We start from the raw sequence: 16,826 nt of genomic DNA on the forward strand, positions 1-16,826 counted from the left end.
CCCTACTCGTTGCTCTTCAGGCTCTCCACCATGTCGATGCGGGCGAGCTTCGGGCGCATGACGAGCATGACCACGGCGGTGAACACGAGCGTCAGCGCAAAGGCGACAGCGAAGCTCGCCGCATGGATGGTGCGTCCGAACATCACCTGGTCCACCTCGGCGGTCACCACCACGAAGCCCTCCAGCACCACGCCAAGGGCAAGCCCCAGAAGCGCCCCCAGAATGGCAAGCAGCACAATCTCGCGGAAGATGTAGGCGTTCACTTCCCGCGGCGTGAAGCCGAGCACCTTCAAGGTGGCGATCTCGCGGGCGCGCTCGGTGATGTTGATGTTCGTGAGGTTGTACAGCACGATGAAGGCGAGCGCCGCGGCGGCCACCACGAGCACCACCACGACCATGTCCACCGACTTCAGCATCTGGCGATAGGAGTCGATCACCTCGTCGTTGTAGGCCACCGTGTCCACCGCACCGGTGGCCCGCAGCGCCTCGGAGAGGGCCGCGCGCTCGGCGGCATCATCGGTGGCACGGGCGTACACGGTCAGGTTCGCCGGCTCCTCGCCGAAGGTGCGCTGGTAGGAGGCCGGGGTCATAAAGGCGTAGTCGCCGATATAGTTCTCGATGACGCCGGCCACGGGCACCGCGTAGGTGGTGGCAGTAGCGTTGCCCAGATCGTCCTGCTCGGCGAAGGTGATGGCATCGCCCGGAGAAAGCCCCAGCTTCACCGCGAGCTTCTCGGTAACGACCGCCCCCTCGGTCGGCAGCGGCACCGTCTCGCCACTTGCGCGCTCGCGGAAGTGCCACAGGTCCTGGAAAGTCGCGGCATCCTCGGGGACCACGATGGTGGTCATGGCCTCGGCACCGTCGGCGCCTTGGGCGATCATGGAGGCCTCCGTGGCGCGCACCGCCACGGACAGCGGCGCCGCATCGGACAGGATGGCGTCGGCCGTCTCCCGCGCACCGCTGTCGGCATCGGCCTTCTCGCCCACCACTACGTTGTAGTCCACCAACTCGCCGTACTGCACGTCGATGATGTCGTTGATGGAGTTCTGCAGCCCCAAGCCCGTCAGCAGCAGCGCCGTACAGCCGGCGATGCCGATCACGGTCATGACCAGGCGCCGCTTGTAGCGGAAGATATTGCGAAACGTCACCTTCCATGAGAAGGACAGCCGGCGCCACAGCGGCCCCACGTGCTCCAGCAGAATGCGCTTGCCCGCCTTGGGCGCCGGAGGCTGCATGAGGGCCGCGGGCGGCTCGCGCAGAGTGGCCGCCGCAGCCGCCCAGGTGGCCAGAAGCGTGATGCCCACGCCGAGGCCCGCGGCCGCGCCGGCAATGGGCCAGTCAATGGGCATGGCGCCCTGGGGCACGTAGTACACGATGGCGTAGGCGTCCATGATGACCCAGGGCAGCACTTGGGAGAGCGCGCCGATGCCGACGATGCTGCCCAGCCCCGCAGCAAGCGCCGCGTAGATGAGATACTTCGAGGTGATGCGCGCCCGGGAGTAGCCGAGGGCCTTGTAGGTGCCGATGAGCATGCGCTCCTCGTCCACCATGCGCGTCATGGTGGTGAGCGCCACGAGCGCAGCCACGAGGAAGAAAATGAAGGGGAAGAACGAGGCGATGGCGTCAATGCGCTCGGAATCGTTCTCGAAGCTGACGAGGCCCACGTTCTTCGAACGATCCATGACAAGCCAGTCGGGCGGCTCGATGTTGTCGATATCCTTCTGGGCATCGGCGAGCTCCCGCTCGGCTTTGTCGAGCTCTTCGTTGGCGCGGGCGGCCTCCTTGTCGTACTCGGCCTTGCCCTTGTCGTATTCCGCTTGAGCCTCGGCGAGCTTTGCCTCGTTTTCCTTGTAGGCCGCCTTGCCCTCCTCCAAGCGCTTCTTGCCCTCGCGCACATCCACCTGGGCCTGGTCGAGCTTCTTCTGAGCCGCCGCCATCTGGGCTTCGGCCTTTTTGCGCTCGGCGGCCACCTGGGCTTTGCTCTCGTCCAGCGTGGCCCGGGCCTGCTCCACCTCGCCAATCGACTTCTCCAGCTCCGCCTTCTGGGCCTCAAGCTGGGCCTTCTGCTCCTCGGGAAGATCGGGGGCCGAAAGGGCGGCCGTCACTTGGGCCAGCGACTCTCTCAGAGTGGGCAGAGCCGCCTCCGCCTCCGCAAGATTCGCCTCATTGGCCGCAATGGCGTCCTCGGCTTCCTTGAACTGCGCCTCGGCGTCTTTGCGGCGGGTGTCCAGCTCGGCAGCGCCCTTGGTGTATTCCTTCTCGCCATCCTTGATCTTCTTCTCGCTGGATTCCAGGGTGGATGCCGCCGACTTCAGCTTGCGCCGGCCCTCGTCCAACTCTTCTTTCGCATCGTCCAGCTGCGCCCGCGCGTCGGCCAGCTCCTTTTGAGCCTTCGCCTCCTCGTCCTCGTATTCCGCACGGGCCTCATCCAGCTCCTCCTGCGCCTCGGCTTTCAGGCCGTCCACCCGAGCCTGCTCGCGCTCGGGTGCAATGGCCTCGATGGCGGATGCCACCTCGGCCACGCGCGCGTCGTAGGCTGCGCTGTCGGCCGGCAGAGCCGCCGCGCCGTCCACGGCCACGTAGGCTTCCACAAAGGGCATGTCGGCATTGAAGTCCTCCGGCAGCACGTACATGAACTGCTCCACCGTGCCCGAACCGATGGTAGACGTGCCCATAGCCGTGGAGCTGACGTACAGCGGGGAATGGGCGAAGCCGACGACCGTGAACTCGGTGCGGGCCAGCGCGTCTTCCGCCTCCCCCACCGACAAGTCCACCGTCACCGTATCGCCGAGCGCCGTCGGGCCGCTCATGACGCGGTCGCTGAAAATGACACATTCGCCGGGCGCGCTCGGCCAGCGCCCCTCGGTCAAAATGAGCCGGTTCAAGTAATCGGGATCCTCGGAGGCCACGGTAGCGGCGTCCGCCTGCACGCTCTGCGGGGCGCTGGTCGGCAGCGAGTGCACACGCACGACGTACTGCTCGTCGTTCAAGGTCGCCAGCACATCGGCCGAATAGGCGCCCGCAACAGCGCTGACGCCTTTCACCTGGCGCAGCGCCTCGATGTCGTCGTCGGTAAGCCCCAGGGTGGATACCACGCGGATGTCCATGAGCGCCGTGCCGTCGTAGTAGGCATCGGCCGCCAACCTCATATCGGGCGCCGTCATGCGCAGGCCGGCATAGAAGCCCGTGCCGAGCGCCACGATGGCCGCGATGGCGACGAAACGCCCGAGCGAATGGCGAATGGAGCGCACGATGTCCTTGTTGAAAGCCCTCACAGGATCACCGCCCGGCGCACTGTGCGGCACGACGAGAGCGCACCGGCCCCTACCATTCCAGCACCTCGGCGGACTGGGGCGCCGGGTTTACCTCCACTGCGGCCACGGAGCCCTCACGCACGTGGATGACCCGGTTCGCGATGGCCGTGAAAGCGCTGTTGTGGGTGACGACCACCACCGTGCGGCCCGTCTGGCGGCAGGTGTCCTGCAAAAGCTTCAAAATGGCCTTGCCCGTCTCGTAGTCGAGCGCACCGGTAGGCTCGTCGCACAGCAGCAGCTTGGGATTCTTCGCCAGGGCGCGCGCGATGGCCACGCGCTGCTGCTCGCCGCCGGAGAGCTGCCCGGGGAAGTTGCGCGCCCGATCGGCGAGCCCGACGGCAGCCAGCACCTCGTCGGCGGGCAGCGGATCGCGGCAGATCTGGCTTGCCAGCTCCACGTTCTCCCGCGCCGTCAGGTTCTGCACCAAGTTGTAGAACTGGAACACGAAGCCGATGTCGTAACGACGGTAGCGCGTAAGCTGCTTCTTGTTGTAGGCGCTCACCCGGTCCCCGTCGAGCATGATGGTGCCCGAGGTGGCCGTGTCCATGCCGCCGAGCATGTTCAGAAGCGTCGTCTTGCCCGCACCGGACGGCCCCACGATCACCACGAACTCGCCCCGCTCGATGTCGAAGGACATGTCGCGCACGGCGGCCACGGGCACCTCGCCCATCTGGTAGATCTTGCTCACATCACGAAACTCGACAAACGCCATGCCAACCTCGCCTCACTGCGCGCCGCGCATCTTTGCTGCGGCAATCTTCTATCGCATCTTACGATACACGAGAAGGCCCGCGCCCGAAAGCGAGCGCGGGCAAATCAACAGAAGCGGCGCATGAGGGAACCAGCCCGGACGACGCGGTCAAGTGCCGGAAGGATGGCGGCCGAGACGCGAGCGGGGCGGAAGGCGAAGACGCTTTACTCGGGGCGACCATCTTCGCGAATGAGGGCCGCCAGCTCGTCGGCGGAGTGCACGTTCGCTTTCGTGTAGATGGCGTGCACGTGCGATCTCACCGTGGCTACCGACACCACGAGCGTCTCGCTGATCTCCTTCGGGCGGCGCCCCTCGGCCAGAAGACGCAGCACCTGGGCTTCGCGCTCGGTGAGCCCGCGGGCGGCCGCCAGCGCATCGCAGCGCTCGACACGGCGACGATCGAAGCGGCCCCGCGGATCCTCGTGGGGCAGAAGGCCCCAGACCGTCTTGGCATAGCGCTCCGAATTCATATTGAACGTCACCAGGCACAGCAGCACGAACACCGCCGTGCCCACCACGCTGAACGCCGCCGTGTCGAGCACGACAACATCGTGCACCGCCGATCCGATGACATTGCCGATGAGAAAGCCGACCGACCGAATGAGGAAGGCGCGGCCGAACACCTGGAAGGGCGCCGCGTGAATGGCCTGGCACACGGCATAGCACGCCGTGGCCAGCAGCGCGTCGAAGTAGTAGAGCGCGCAAGCTTGCATGACGAGCGCCGGCAAGAACTCCGTGGAAGCCGTCAGCGGCCCGAGCAGAGCGGCCACCGTCACCACGGGAAAGACAAAGCGGTAGAAGCATGTCCAGATACGCGAGACATCGCGGGCACGCGCGGCGGGCATCGTGACGGCGAAGAGCCCGAGCGCCAGGGCGCCGCCGATGAGAAACGAGCTGACCCGGGCAACCACTCCGAGCGGAATTGCCAACGGCACCACGTGGAGGAACCCGAACACGCCGCCGTACACACCCACGATGAGGAAGAGCCTCACGCAGAGGGGAATTTTGCGCCTCGGCCGGGCCGGCCGGGCGCCCTGTGGCAAGAAGCCCGTCGCCTGGTCGGCCTCGGCCTTCCTGCCGACAGCGGCCGCCGAGGCCGAGCCGTCGACGCCGCCCTCCCCCTCCTCGGGGGTGCCAGTCTGCGACCGGATGGGCAGGTACGACATCTCGTTCCAAGCCGCCACTAGGCACGACGAGGGAGAGAGGGCCTTCAGCGTGCACAGCAGGGCGGTCCCCACCAATGCCAGATGCAGCAACTCGGAGACGAAGAGGGGCGCATTGGTCTCCAGAACGCTGAACAGCCCTTGCACGACCAGCGTGGTTCCGCCGATGACCGCCACCGCCGAAAGCACGAACTGGCGCGGGGTCAGCGTCGCCGCCGCCTGGCTGGCCGCGACGAAGAACATCGCCCCCGAAGCCGCCCCCAGAAACTGCACGACCACAACGGCAAAGACCGGGCCTGTCCCCTCCATCAACCAGTAGAAGGCAAGCACGTCCACGAACTGCACCGCGAAGAAGGCGACCCAGGTCGGCACATCCCGCACGCGCCGAGCGAACCAGCTGGCGTTAATCTGGGTAATGGCGTAGCCGAACACCAAGCCGAGCGAATGGGCGTCGCACGAATAGGCCCGCATGTTCACCGCCCGGCCGCCGACCATGGCGTAATCGAGCGACCAGCTCGCCGATTCGTGCAGCAGCATAGCCGACGACACCAGCGCCACCACCGCTGCCAGTGTCCAACCCAAACCGACGGGCAGATCGGCCCGATTCCACATCTTCGACGCCCCCGCATCGCCCGTCGGCATACCCCGATCCCCAACTTCCACCTGCACCCTCTCCTTCAAGCGCTCATTCCTCCTATTCATCCGATTGCATCATATCACCTGGCATTTCATGGAAATCAACAAGAGTTGTTGAGATGAGCGCAAAAGCTCAACAACCCTTGCTGATTTCAAGAGGCTTTCCCGAATTTAGAGTGAAGTACGGTTCGGAACGCGGCTTCCCGCAGGCAGAAAGAGCGGTTCCGGGCAAGAGTAGTTGGAGAAGAAAGGAAAGGAGAGGAAGATGGGGAAGAGGGAAACCATGCGGTTCTCGAAGCTGGCCATGGGGCTGGCAGTCGTGGCCGCCGTGCTCGCCATCGCGCTCGCGCTCTGGGGGTGCGCCCCCAAGGCAACGCTGCCCGACACCGGCAACGCGGAGGGAGGTGCTACCGAGGAGGTCGCGTCGATGTACCCCGACTTCACCGAGAAGTCGTCGGGCAACTTCAACGACACCTTCACCACCACCGACATGCTGAATGCGGGCAACCGCGGCTGCATGTCGTGCCATGAGGACCTATGGGATGTCATGAACATGAAGGATGGCTACAAGCACATCCTGACCCATGTGGGCTACGGCAAGGCAATTACCTATCAGGACTGCGAGCCCTGCCACCGCGGCCATACGGCGCTCACCGGTCCGTACCTGGGCGACCTCATTCATGCGAGCCACTACGGCAGCGCCACCTTCGTGGAGGCCAACGGCAACTGCTGGAGCTGCCACGCGATGAACTCCGCCGGCAACCAGGGCGACTACCAGCTGGTGTTGTGGGACGACATCTACGATGACCCGGCCCTCGGCGGCTATCCCAATATCGACGGCAACGAGATGGAGCAGGACTGGGTCGACTCCCGCGGCTTCTTCGGCGGCTTCATGAACGGCATGACCCAGGACAGCGCCCCGACCGTCGACGTGAAGCTCGACCAGGCCGTGACCGACCACGACGACGTGTTCATCGTGAACAACTGGGGCCCCGAGGTCACCGAGAAGAACGGCGAGCCCTTCAGCTTCGACGAGGTGTGCAGCGACGAGAACACCCTCACCCTCACCGGCGTGAAGAACCCGCGCTCATTCACCAAGGCCGAGCTTGAGGCCATGCCTCGGACCGAATTCACCATGGCCCTCGCCTGCGCCACCAACGGTCGCGGCGGCTCACTCGTGTCGAACATCCCCATGTCCGGCGTGTCGGTGGCCTATCTCATCGAGCAGTGCGGCGGCCTGGCCGACGGCGTGAACGCCGTGAACGCCACCGGCGCCGACGGCTGGAAGGCCTTCCCGCCCATGAACTTGGAGGCGAGCACCTACACCGAGAACGCCTATATCGCCCTGAAGTACTACGGCGAGGATCTCTCCGACGACGACGGCGCGCCCATGACGCTCGTATCGCTCGGCAACCCGGGCGCTCGTCAGGTGAAGCACATCCAGTCCATCGACTTCACCCAGGACGAGAGCTTCTTCGAGGGCCCCATGATGGCCGAGTCCGACGAGCCCTCCCCGAGCTACCCCATCAACGGCATGTGGTTCCAGGAGGACGGCATCACCGCCAAGGTGGGCGAGACCGTAACCCTGACCGGCGCCGTGTACAGCTGGAACCGCGTGGTGGGCGACTTGGCCAGCGTGAACTTTAGCTTCGATATGGGCAAGTCCTGGACCGACGTGCAGATCGCCGACCAGATTACCGACTTCGATCCGTTCCAGTGGGTGACCTACTCCCTTGACTGGACCCCCACTCAGGCCGGTAAGTATCAGGTGAAGCTGCAGGCCACCGACGTGAACGGCACCCAGATGAAGAAGCCCGTCACCCTGTTCGTGAACGTTGAAGAGTAGGAAGGCCGGTGAAATTATGAAATCCCAGACTTTGAAGACCATCGGGGGCGCGCTTTCTGCCGTCGCCCTCATTTCCGGCGGCGCGACCGTGGCCGTGGCCGCCCCGGCGGACGCCGCCAACGTGCCCGCGGCCGCCATCGAGGCCGCATCTGAGGTCGGCACCGGCGATGTGGTGAAGGCCAGTGCCGTTGAGGGCACCTTCTCGTTCGACCAGGCCGCCACGACCAGCAACGAGACCTTCTCGAGCATGTTCGCCAAGGCCGCCGCGGTTCTCTGCAACGGGCTTCCCGTGTACGAGGCGCAGGCCGCCCAGGCCGCTATCGAGGTCAACGGTGTCGACGGCAGCTCGTTTACGGCCACCGTGGACGAGATGGCCGAGGCGAACGGCGCCGAGAGCTACACCATGGCATGCGCCTGCTCCACGAACACCCCGGGCGGCGGCGCCATCGCCAACGCCGAGGTAGAGGGCGTGAGCCTTGCCACCATCATGAAGATGATGGCCGCCTAGCCGCTCCCGGAAGAGCCGCTCGCTCCTCCCCTCCCATATGAGCGGCAATTCCGAGCGCCAAGCCCCGAGGGTTCCCTCGGGGCTTTTTCACGTGCCGGCGCAACACCACGGTACCGCACGTCGGCCTGCACGCTCTGCGGAACGCCGGCATTGGGCCGCACGCTCTGCGGAGCGCTGAGCGCCCGCCTCATACCGAAGGCAGTCGCGAATAGCGCGGCACCGCGCGTCGGCAGAGCCGCAAAATACGATTCCCCGCATGAAAAAGCGGCTCGCTCCGATGGGAACGAGTCGCTTGCCAGGGCTACTTCGTCTTGGCCTTTTTAACGCTCGACCACTTTGAGTAGTATTTTTTACCGTCGATCTTGTGGTAGGTTCGAATCTTCACATAGTAGGTTTTCTTCGCCTTCAACTTCTTCACCATAAGGGAAGTGGTTTTGGCTTTTTTGGCCGTCTTCTTCACCGTGGTCTTCTTCGTGAACCTCTTCGACGTGGAGCACCAAATCTCATAGCCCGTTACGTTCTTCGTCTGCTTCTTCCACTTGATCTTGAGAGACTTCTTCGCACCCTTGACCGAGGTGAACTTCGTCTTCGGCGGCTTAACGGCTTTGGTCGATACGGAAGGCTTAGACGCGGTGGACCCTGACGGCTTCGTTGCGGAAGGCGTCGAGGGCTTTGCAGCTCCCGCCGAAGACGACTGGGCTTTTACCGTCACCGCAACCGCAGTCTGCAGCCCATTAGCCGATGCCGTGAGGGTGGCGGTGCCGGCTTTTTTGCCGACCACGGTGTTCCCGCTGATGGCGGCCACCGACGAATTGCTGCTCGTCCACACGGGGCTAGAAGCCCTCAGCGTCAGTGGGCTCGACGGCCAGCGGTCCCGCACGGTGAGGGACAAGTTCACCAAAGGCAACGCAACCGATTTCCCCGCCGTCACCGTCAGAGACGCCTTGGCGGGCTTGAGGGCTTTCTGGGAGATCATCGCATCGTCGATCGCGACAGGCACCGTGCGAGCACCATCAGCGACGGCTGTAGCAGGCGCCCCGGTGTTTGGAGAGCCGAAGTTTTGCACCCAATAGTGGACGCCGTTGAAAGTCACGTGCCCGATGCCAACCGCGGTAAAACCGCTGTTGAGCATATTGCGACGATGACCCTGGCCCGCATAACCGTAGTTGTCCTCGCGCCAACTTGTAAAAGCGCTCGCAGCCGTTGTCTGCCCAGCAGCGATGTTCTCGCCCATTGCGTAAAGAGGGAGGGAGGAGAGCGCATCGAAGCAGCTGCCGCCATTCGGCCGAGTGTGAGAGAAGCTCACTGCGATCTCAGCCGCACGCAGCATAGCAGCCTGCTCAAGCGCGTAATCGTAGGTCAGCTCTCCCAAGTTCGCACACGTCACCTTCGTTGCGTCACCCCGATTCCAGTACCACGCATCGCCGCCCGTTCGGAAGTCGTTAATCATTTTGATCATTTCGCGGGCCTCGGTCTGGCCGTAGGTGACAGGAACCTGGTAATCCGCCGTCGCGGCTTCGGCCGGCTGGGTCGGCAGAATCGTCATGGTAGCGGCGAGGGCCACGGCCAGCACGCCGCTTATCATCCGATTACAGCGAGCTACCCCCCCCCGAATGCCTTTTTCGCTCTTCGGCAATGCGAACATGGAGCCTCCTTCTCGTATAAGCGAACCTTGTCGCAGTATACCCCTTTTGACGACCTATCAAGTTCACTTTACGGCAGTGGATCGATCGATCTCGATCACACACGATTGAATTATGGCCCCGAATCGCGTTTCGTGCCGCCACGCGTTTCGATTCAGGGCACGGATCCGGCGCGCAAGCACCAACCACAAGAAGGACCCCTCTCCAACGAGAGGGGCCCTTCAAGTCATTGCCCAGCCCACAAAGGAGCCGGCTGGCGCACATTTCGGCATTATGCCAGCGATACAAGTCCCGAAGACTTATATCATGCGCTGAAGACCTCGATGGTCTCGCCCTCGGCCAGGGTGACCATGGCCTTCTTCCAGGTGCGGGTGCGACCCTCCTGGTAGCGGACGCGCTTCGGCTTCGACTTCACGTTCAGCGTGTTCACCTTGACCACCTTCACCTTGAAGATAGCCTCGATGGCCTGGCGGATCTCAACCTTGTTGGCATCCTTGGCCACCTCGAAGGTGTACACGTTGTTCTCCATGGCGTCGTAGCTGGCCTCGGTGATAACCGGGCGAATGATGACGTCGCGGGGATCCTTCTCCATTATGCAAGCACCTCCTCGATGCGGGCCAGGCACGGCTCGGCGATGACGAGCACCTTGTTGTCAATGAGCTCGTAGGTGTTGATATCGCCCACCGGCAGAATGTTCACCTCGGGGATGTTGCGGAACGACAGAAACGCCTCGATGTCCTCGTTGCCGATGACAACGGTGATGCGCTTGCCCTCCAGGCCCAGGGCCTTGATCAGCGCCACGGCATCCTTGGTGCGGGGCTTCTCAAAATCGAAGTCCTTCACCACCACGAGCTCGCCGTCGGCCAGCTTGGCGGACAGGGCCGAACGCATGGCCAGCTTGATCTCCTTCTTGTTGACCTTCTGGTCGTAGGAGCGGGTGTGCGGGCCGAACACGGTGCCGCCGCCGGTCCACTGGGGAGCGCGGATGGTACCCTGACGGGCACGGCCGGTGCCCTTCTGACGCCACGGCTTCTTGCCGCCGCCGCGGACCATGCCGCGGGTGCGCGTGTTGGCGGTGCCCTGACGCCACGATGCCTGCTGCGCCTTCACGGTGCGATGCATGACAGGCACGTTCGGCTCGATACCGAACACGGCGTCGTTCACATCGACCGTGCCGGCGGCAGCGCCCTTCACGTCCTTAATCTCAATAGTTGCCATAATTTCTGTAACTCCTTGTTACCGATCGATACCTTAAGCCATGCGAACGCGCACGATGCCGTTCTTACCGCCCGGCACGGCACCCTTCACGAGGATCAGGTTCTGCTCCTCGTCGATGCGAACAACCTCGAGGTTCTTCACGGTCACGGTGTCGCAGCCCATGTGGCCCGGCAGGCGCAGGCCCTTGAACACGCGGGAAGGCGTGGCGCACTGGCCGACGGAACCGGGAGCGCGATGGAAGTGCGCACCATGGCCGCCCGGACCACCGGCAAAGCCGTAGCGCTTCATAACGCCGGCAAAGCCCTTGCCCTTGGACGTACCGGTGACGTCCACCTTCTTCACGTCGGCGAAGGCCGCGACGGTCTGCTCGTCGCCCACCTTGTACTCGCCGGCGTTCTCCACGCGCACCTCGCGCAAGTAGCGCTTCGGCTCGGTGCCCTGCTTGTCGAAGTGGCCCTGCATGGGCTTGTTCACGCGGCGGGGCTTGATGTAGCCGAAGCCCATCTGCACGGCCTCGTAGCCGTCGGTGTCGACGGTCTTCACCTGGCACACCGTGTTCGGCTCGGCCTGGATGACGGTCACGGGGACGATGCGATCCTCCTCGTCGAAGATCTGGGTCATGCCGATCTTCTTGCCATAGATAGCGTTAATCATGTCCCAAACCTCCTTACAGCTTGATCTCGATGTCAACGCCAGCGGGGAGATCGAGACGCATCAGGGAATCGACCGTGTTGGGGGTCGGCTCCAGGATGTCGATCAGGCGCTTGTGGGTGCGCATCTCGAACTGCTCGCGGGAGTCCTTGTTCACATGGGGCCCGCGGATGACGCAGTACAGGTTGCGCTCGGTGGGCAGCGGAATAGGACCGGAAACTTTGGCACCCGTCTTCTGAGCGGTATCGACGATGAGGCGCGTGGACTGGTCCACGATCTCATGATCGTACCCCTTCAGGCGGATGCGAATCTTCTGACTTGCCACTTACATTACCTCCAAATAGAAGTTTCTCACGGACGCCCGGCTTAGGCGTTGCCGCCGGCCTTGCTGATGATCTCGTCCTGCACGGACTTGGGCACGGGCTCGTAGGAATCGAACTGCATGGTGTACACCGCGCGGCCCTGGGTGCCGCTGCGCAGGTCGGTCGCGTAGCCGAACATGTTGCCCAGCGGAACCTTCGCCTCGATGACGACGGCGCTGCCACGCTGCTCCTGACCCTGGATGAGGCCGCGGCGGCTCGGGATGTCGCCCATGACGAAGCCAGTGTACTCCTCGGGCGTCTCCACCTCGACGGCCATAACGGGCTCGAGAATGACCGGGTTGGACTTGCGCAGGGCGTCCTTGATGGCCATGGAGCCGGCCACCTTGAAGGCAGCCTCCGAAGAGTCGACGTCGTGGTAGGAGCCGTCGATGAGCTCGACCTTCACGTCCTCGACCGGATAGCCGGCCAGCACGCCGGAGTTCAGCGCCTCCTGGATGCCCTTATCGATGGAGGGGATGTACTCCTTGGGCACCACGCCGCCGACGATCTTGTTCACGAACTCGTAGCCGGCACCGGGCTCCTGCGGGTACATGTTGATGACCGCATGGCCGTACTGACCGCGACCACCGGACTGGCGCACGAACTTGCCCTCGGCGCTCATCACCTCGTGGCCCGGACGCTCGCGGTAGGAAACCTGGGGCTTGCCCACGTTGGCCTCCACCTTGAACTCGCGCAGCAGACGGTCGACGATGATCTCGAGGTGCAGCTCGCCCATGCCGGCGATGATGGTCTGACCGGTCTCGTGGTTGGTGGACACGCGGAAGGTCGGGTCCTCCTCGGCCAGCTTCTGCAGGGCGATGGCCATCTTGTCCTGCTCGGCCTTCGTCTTGGGCTCCACGGCGATGTCGATAACCGGATCGGCGAACTCCATGGACTCCAGGATGATGGGAGCGTTCTCGGCGCACAGGGTGTCGCCGGTGGAGGTGTCCTTCAGGCCCACGACGGCGACGATGTCACCGGCGGACACGGCGTCGATGTCGACGCGCTGATTGGAGTGCATCTGCAGAAGACGGCCGATGCGCTCCTTCTTGTCCTTCGTGGCGTTCAGCACGTAGCTGCCGGCATCCAGCGCACCGGAGTACACGCGCAGGTAGGTGAGCTTGCCCACGTAGGGGTCGGTCATGATCTTGAAGGCCAGCGAGGAGAACGGAGCCTTCGGATCGGCCGGACGGTCCTCTTCCTCGCCGGTCTCGGGGTTGGTGCCCTTGATCGGGGGGATGTCCACCGGGGACGGCATGTAGTCGACCACGGCGTCCAGCAGCTCCTGCACGCCCTTGTTCTTGTAGGCGGAGCCCACGAACACGGGATTGATCTGGCAGGCGATGACGCCCTTGCGGATGGCGGCCTTCAGCTCCTCGACCGTCACCTCTTCCTCCATGAGCACCTTCTCCATGAGCTCGTCGTCGCAGTCGGCGGCGGCCTCCAAAAGCTCCTGGTGGTACAGCTCGGCGTCCTCGACGAACTCAGCCGGAATGGCATCCATGGGCTCGGGGTAGGTCATGCCCTTGTCGTCGGCCTTGAAGTCCCAGGCGGTCATGGTCACGAGGTCCACGATGCCCCAGAAGTTGTCCTCGGCGCCCATGGGGATCTGGGCGGCCACGGCCTTCGCGTCCAGGCGGTCGCGCATGGTCTGGATGGCATGGAAGAAGTCGGCGCCCACGCGGTCGTACTTGTTGATGAAGGCGATGCGGGGCACGCCGTAGCGCTCGGCCTGGCGCCACACCGTCTCGGACTGGGGCTGCACGCCGGCAACGGCGTCGAACACAGCCACGGTGCCGTCGAGCACGCGCAGGGAGCGCTCCACCTCAGCCGTGAAGTCCACGTGACCGGGGGTGTCGATGATCTGGAAGCGATACTCCTTGCCGTCGGCAGCGCCGCCGGGGTACTTCCAAAAGCAGGTGGTGGCAGCGGCGGTGATGGTCACGCCGCGCTCCTGCTCCTGGACCATCCAGTCCATGGTGGCAGCGCCGTCGTGCACCTCGCCGATCTTATGAGTCTTGCCCGTGTAATAGAGGATGCGCTCGGTCGTGGTGGTCTTGCCTGCATCGATGTGGGCCATGATGCCGATGTTGCGCGTATCCTTCAGATCGATTTTAGCCATATATCACACCAGCCTTTAGAAGCGGTAGTGCGAGAACGCACGGTTCGCTTCGGCCATCTTGTACATATCCTCGCGCTTCTTCACGGCAGCACCGGTGTTCTCGGAGGCGTCGATGATCTCGTTGGCGAGACGCTGAATCATGGTGTGCTCCTTGCGCTTGCGCGAGAAGTCGACGATCCAGCGGATGGCGAGGGTGGTGGCACGACGGGAGTTGACCTCCATCGGCACCTGGTAGGTAGCGCCGCCCACGCGCTTCGGCTTGCACTCGAGGGTGGGGCGCACGTTGTCCATGGCCTTCTTGAACACGGCCAGCGGATCCTCGCCGGTCTTCTCGGCGACCAGATCGAAGGCGCCATAGACGATGTTCTCGGCGATGGACTTCTTGCCGTCAAGCAGGACCTTGTTGATCAGCTGCGTGACGAGACGGTTGTTGAACTTTGCGTCCGGCTGCGTTTCGCGGCGGACTGCTGCTGCACGACGCGGCATGTAAATCTCCTTTTGCATCTGCGCGCTTCGGGGCTGTGCGTATGCCCATTAGGTCCCGCAGGACCCGCGCGTCTTAACGAACGTTATTTGGGGCGCTTGGCGCCGTAGCGGCTGCGAGCCTGCTTGCGGTTGTCCACGGCAGCGCAGTCGAGCGCGGCGCGGATGACCTTGTAGCGAACACCGGGGAGGTCCTTAACACGACCGCCGCGGATGAGCACCATGGAGTGCTCCTGGAGGTTGTGGCCCTCGCCGGGGATGTAGGCCGTGACCTCCATACCGTTGACGAGGCGCACACGGCAGACCTTGCGAAGAGCCGAGTTCGGCTTCTTGGGGGTGGTGGTGTACACACGGGTGCACACGCCGCGCTTCTGCGGGTTGCCCTTGAGCGCCGGGGTCTTCGACTTGTCGACCGACTTCTTGCGGCCCTTGCGGACCAGCTGGTTAATTGTAGGCAAGACTCTTTTCCTTTCCTTTATCCACGGGCTTGCACTGCACAAAACAAACGCCTCCAAGAGGCGCGAGGGAGCATATTACGAGGGTTTCCGCCGTGTGTCAAACGCCACGCACCCGGGCGTATCCATACCCGTCGGCCAGCGGCACAGAATGTTCATATTTGGCCGAGAAGAACCGGGGGAGTTATGCAGAGCGTGCATTTTCCAACAGATCCATTTTATGCATTCTACCAGCCATTATGGCGTGTATCACCAGGTCATAGCGATACAGGAAAAAGCTCGATTTGCACTAATTACGAGCGTACTCGGCGATGATGGCCTCCACATAGCGGGCCATGGCGCGCAGATCGGCCACCTCGATGTACTCGTCGACGGAATGGAAGTTGGTCATGCCGATGCCGAGGGTAATGGCGTCGGCCCCCTTGGCGGCGAGCACGTTGGCGTCGGCCCCACCGCCCGAGATGGCGTGACGCGACGCAAGGCCCGCGGCGCGGGCGGCGTCCTCCAGATGCGCGACGATGGCGTCGCCGGGCTCGTGCACCACAGCGGGGTAGTCCAGTTCCCAGGCCACTTCCACCGTACCGCCGAGCTGGGCGGCCGCATCTTCCAGGGCCGCCGTCATGGCGTCGCGCTGGGCGAGCACGCGATCCTCGTAGAGCGAGCGACACTCCCCTTCCAGCTCGCAAGCGGCCGGCACGATGTTCACGGCCACGCCGCCCTCGATGCGGCCGACGTTGGCCGTGGTGCACTCGTCGATGCGCCCGAGAGGCATGGCCGCCACAGCAGCGGAGGCGATCTGAATGGCCGACACCCCCTCTTCCGGCTCCACTCCGGCATGGGCGGCGCGCCCCTTGATGCGGGCCCGCAGCGTCCAGTGGTAGGGCGCCCCCATGATGATGGTGCCCGGTGCCCCGTCAGCGTCGAGCACGAACAGGGGCACCGGCTCGGCCGCGACCGCGCCGTCGTCCAGAAGCCCCGCAGCAGCGGTGCCGCGCGAGGCCGCCGGCAGATCGGCCGGCCACGCGAGCGCATCGTCGGCAAGGGCCGAGGAGCCGAGCAGGCTCTGCTCCTCGCAGGTGGTGAGCAGCACCGTGATGTCGGGGCGCAAAGCCCCGGACTCCACCACTGAGCGCACTCCCTCGAATATGGCCGCAATGCCGGCCTTGTCGTCAGCCGATAGAATGGTGTCCCCCGCCGAGCACACCACCTCAGCCATGCGGCAGGTCACCTCGTCGCAGATATGGCGCTGCTCGATGACGGCCTCAATGCCCGCACAGGGCTTCACCGTGTCCAAGTGGGCCGAGAACGCCACGCGCCCCGGCACGGTGCCGGGCAAATGCGCGATGAGATTCCCCGTATCCGACCCCGTCTCGGCCGCCGAAGCGTCGAAGGAGACGGAGAAGCCCATCTCGGCGAGCTTCTCGGCGCAGTAGGCAGCCATCGGCGCCTCGTGCCACGACGGGCTCTCGATGGCCACCATCTCCAAAAACGATTCCAGCACACGATCGGGGTTCATAGGGTTCCTTCTTTCAGCAAAGCAAGTTGGCAAAGCAGCGGGAGAGGCGACGGGGCTGTCGGCGATCCTCTCTGAACACAAAATAGAAAAGCGACCGAAGGTCGCCCGTTAAATGCATGAAGGAGCGCAGCGCCTGAGCCGCAGGCGAATAGCGAAGC

At 64.1% G+C, this 16,826-nt stretch carries 14 protein-coding genes; 2 read left to right on the top strand and 12 right to left on the bottom strand.

Annotated elements, in window-relative coordinates:
- Window positions 1-2: 2 nt before the first annotated feature.
- From C811_RS08920 to C811_RS08930, 3 genes are all read right to left on the bottom strand, one after another.
- The gene (locus C811_RS08920; RefSeq protein ID WP_016309228.1) at window positions 3-3,275 is read right to left on the bottom strand and encodes an FtsX-like permease family protein; all 3,273 of its coding nucleotides are present in this window, start codon (window positions 3,273-3,275) and stop codon (window positions 3-5) included.
- Window positions 3,276-3,324: 49 nt separating this feature from the next.
- The gene (locus C811_RS08925) at window positions 3,325-4,026 is read right to left on the bottom strand and encodes an ABC transporter ATP-binding protein (protein ID WP_016309229.1); all 702 of its coding nucleotides are present in this window, start codon (window positions 4,024-4,026) and stop codon (window positions 3,325-3,327) included.
- A gap of 203 nt (window positions 4,027-4,229) precedes the next feature.
- A complete protein-coding gene (locus C811_RS08930) occupies window positions 4,230-5,909 on the bottom strand; it encodes a response regulator transcription factor (RefSeq protein WP_016309230.1) in 1,680 nt (559 codons plus the stop codon).
- 220 nt (window positions 5,910-6,129) lie between these two features.
- On the opposite strand from C811_RS08930, the gene C811_RS08935 reads away from it, so the two are divergent.
- Window positions 6,130-7,710 carry a molybdopterin-dependent oxidoreductase gene (locus C811_RS08935; protein WP_016309231.1) on the top strand — a complete coding sequence of 527 codons (1,581 nt, stop codon included), beginning with the start codon at window positions 6,130-6,132 and terminating at the stop codon, window positions 7,708-7,710.
- A gap of 16 nt (window positions 7,711-7,726) precedes the next feature.
- The gene (locus C811_RS08940) at window positions 7,727-8,218 is read left to right on the top strand and encodes a molybdopterin-binding protein (protein ID WP_016309232.1); all 492 of its coding nucleotides are present in this window, start codon (window positions 7,727-7,729) and stop codon (window positions 8,216-8,218) included.
- A gap of 301 nt (window positions 8,219-8,519) precedes the next feature.
- Here C811_RS08940 and C811_RS15755 read toward each other — a convergent pair whose 3' ends face one another.
- From C811_RS15755 to C811_RS08980, 9 genes are all read right to left on the bottom strand, one after another.
- Window positions 8,520-9,863, bottom strand: a complete 1,344-nt coding sequence (locus C811_RS15755; RefSeq protein WP_016309233.1) for a CAP domain-containing protein — start codon at window positions 9,861-9,863, stop codon at window positions 8,520-8,522.
- Window positions 9,864-10,165: 302 nt separating this feature from the next.
- Window positions 10,166-10,453, bottom strand: coding sequence for a 50S ribosomal protein L23 (rplW, locus tag C811_RS08945; RefSeq protein WP_016309234.1), 288 nt, complete (start codon window positions 10,451-10,453; stop codon window positions 10,166-10,168).
- Window positions 10,453-11,079, bottom strand: a complete 627-nt coding sequence (gene rplD / locus C811_RS08950; RefSeq protein WP_016309235.1) for a 50S ribosomal protein L4 — start codon at window positions 11,077-11,079, stop codon at window positions 10,453-10,455. The genes rplW and rplD overlap by 1 nt, the downstream gene beginning before the upstream one ends.
- Before the next feature lie 33 nt (window positions 11,080-11,112).
- Window positions 11,113-11,733, bottom strand: coding sequence for a 50S ribosomal protein L3 (gene rplC / locus C811_RS08955; RefSeq protein ID WP_016309236.1), 621 nt, complete (start codon window positions 11,731-11,733; stop codon window positions 11,113-11,115).
- A 13-nt stretch (window positions 11,734-11,746) separates the two neighbouring features.
- The gene (gene rpsJ / locus C811_RS08960) at window positions 11,747-12,055 is read right to left on the bottom strand and encodes a 30S ribosomal protein S10 (protein ID WP_016309237.1); all 309 of its coding nucleotides are present in this window, start codon (window positions 12,053-12,055) and stop codon (window positions 11,747-11,749) included.
- A gap of 41 nt (window positions 12,056-12,096) precedes the next feature.
- A complete protein-coding gene (gene fusA, locus C811_RS08965) occupies window positions 12,097-14,214 on the bottom strand; it encodes an elongation factor G (protein ID WP_016309238.1) in 2,118 nt (705 codons plus the stop codon).
- Between the two features lie 15 nt (window positions 14,215-14,229).
- Window positions 14,230-14,700 carry a 30S ribosomal protein S7 gene (gene rpsG, locus C811_RS08970; protein WP_016309239.1) on the bottom strand — a complete coding sequence of 157 codons (471 nt, stop codon included), beginning with the start codon at window positions 14,698-14,700 and terminating at the stop codon, window positions 14,230-14,232.
- Between the two features lie 83 nt (window positions 14,701-14,783).
- Window positions 14,784-15,155, bottom strand: a complete 372-nt coding sequence (gene rpsL, locus C811_RS08975) for a 30S ribosomal protein S12 (RefSeq protein WP_016309240.1) — start codon at window positions 15,153-15,155, stop codon at window positions 14,784-14,786.
- A 286-nt stretch (window positions 15,156-15,441) separates the two neighbouring features.
- Window positions 15,442-16,668, bottom strand: coding sequence for a M20/M25/M40 family metallo-hydrolase (locus C811_RS08980; RefSeq protein WP_016309241.1), 1,227 nt, complete (start codon window positions 16,666-16,668; stop codon window positions 15,442-15,444).
- Window positions 16,669-16,826 lie beyond the last annotated feature (158 nt).

The sequence above is a fragment of the Adlercreutzia caecimuris B7 genome (assembly GCF_000403355.2).
In the GTDB taxonomy this organism is placed as follows: domain Bacteria; phylum Actinomycetota; class Coriobacteriia; order Coriobacteriales; family Eggerthellaceae; genus Adlercreutzia; species Adlercreutzia caecimuris.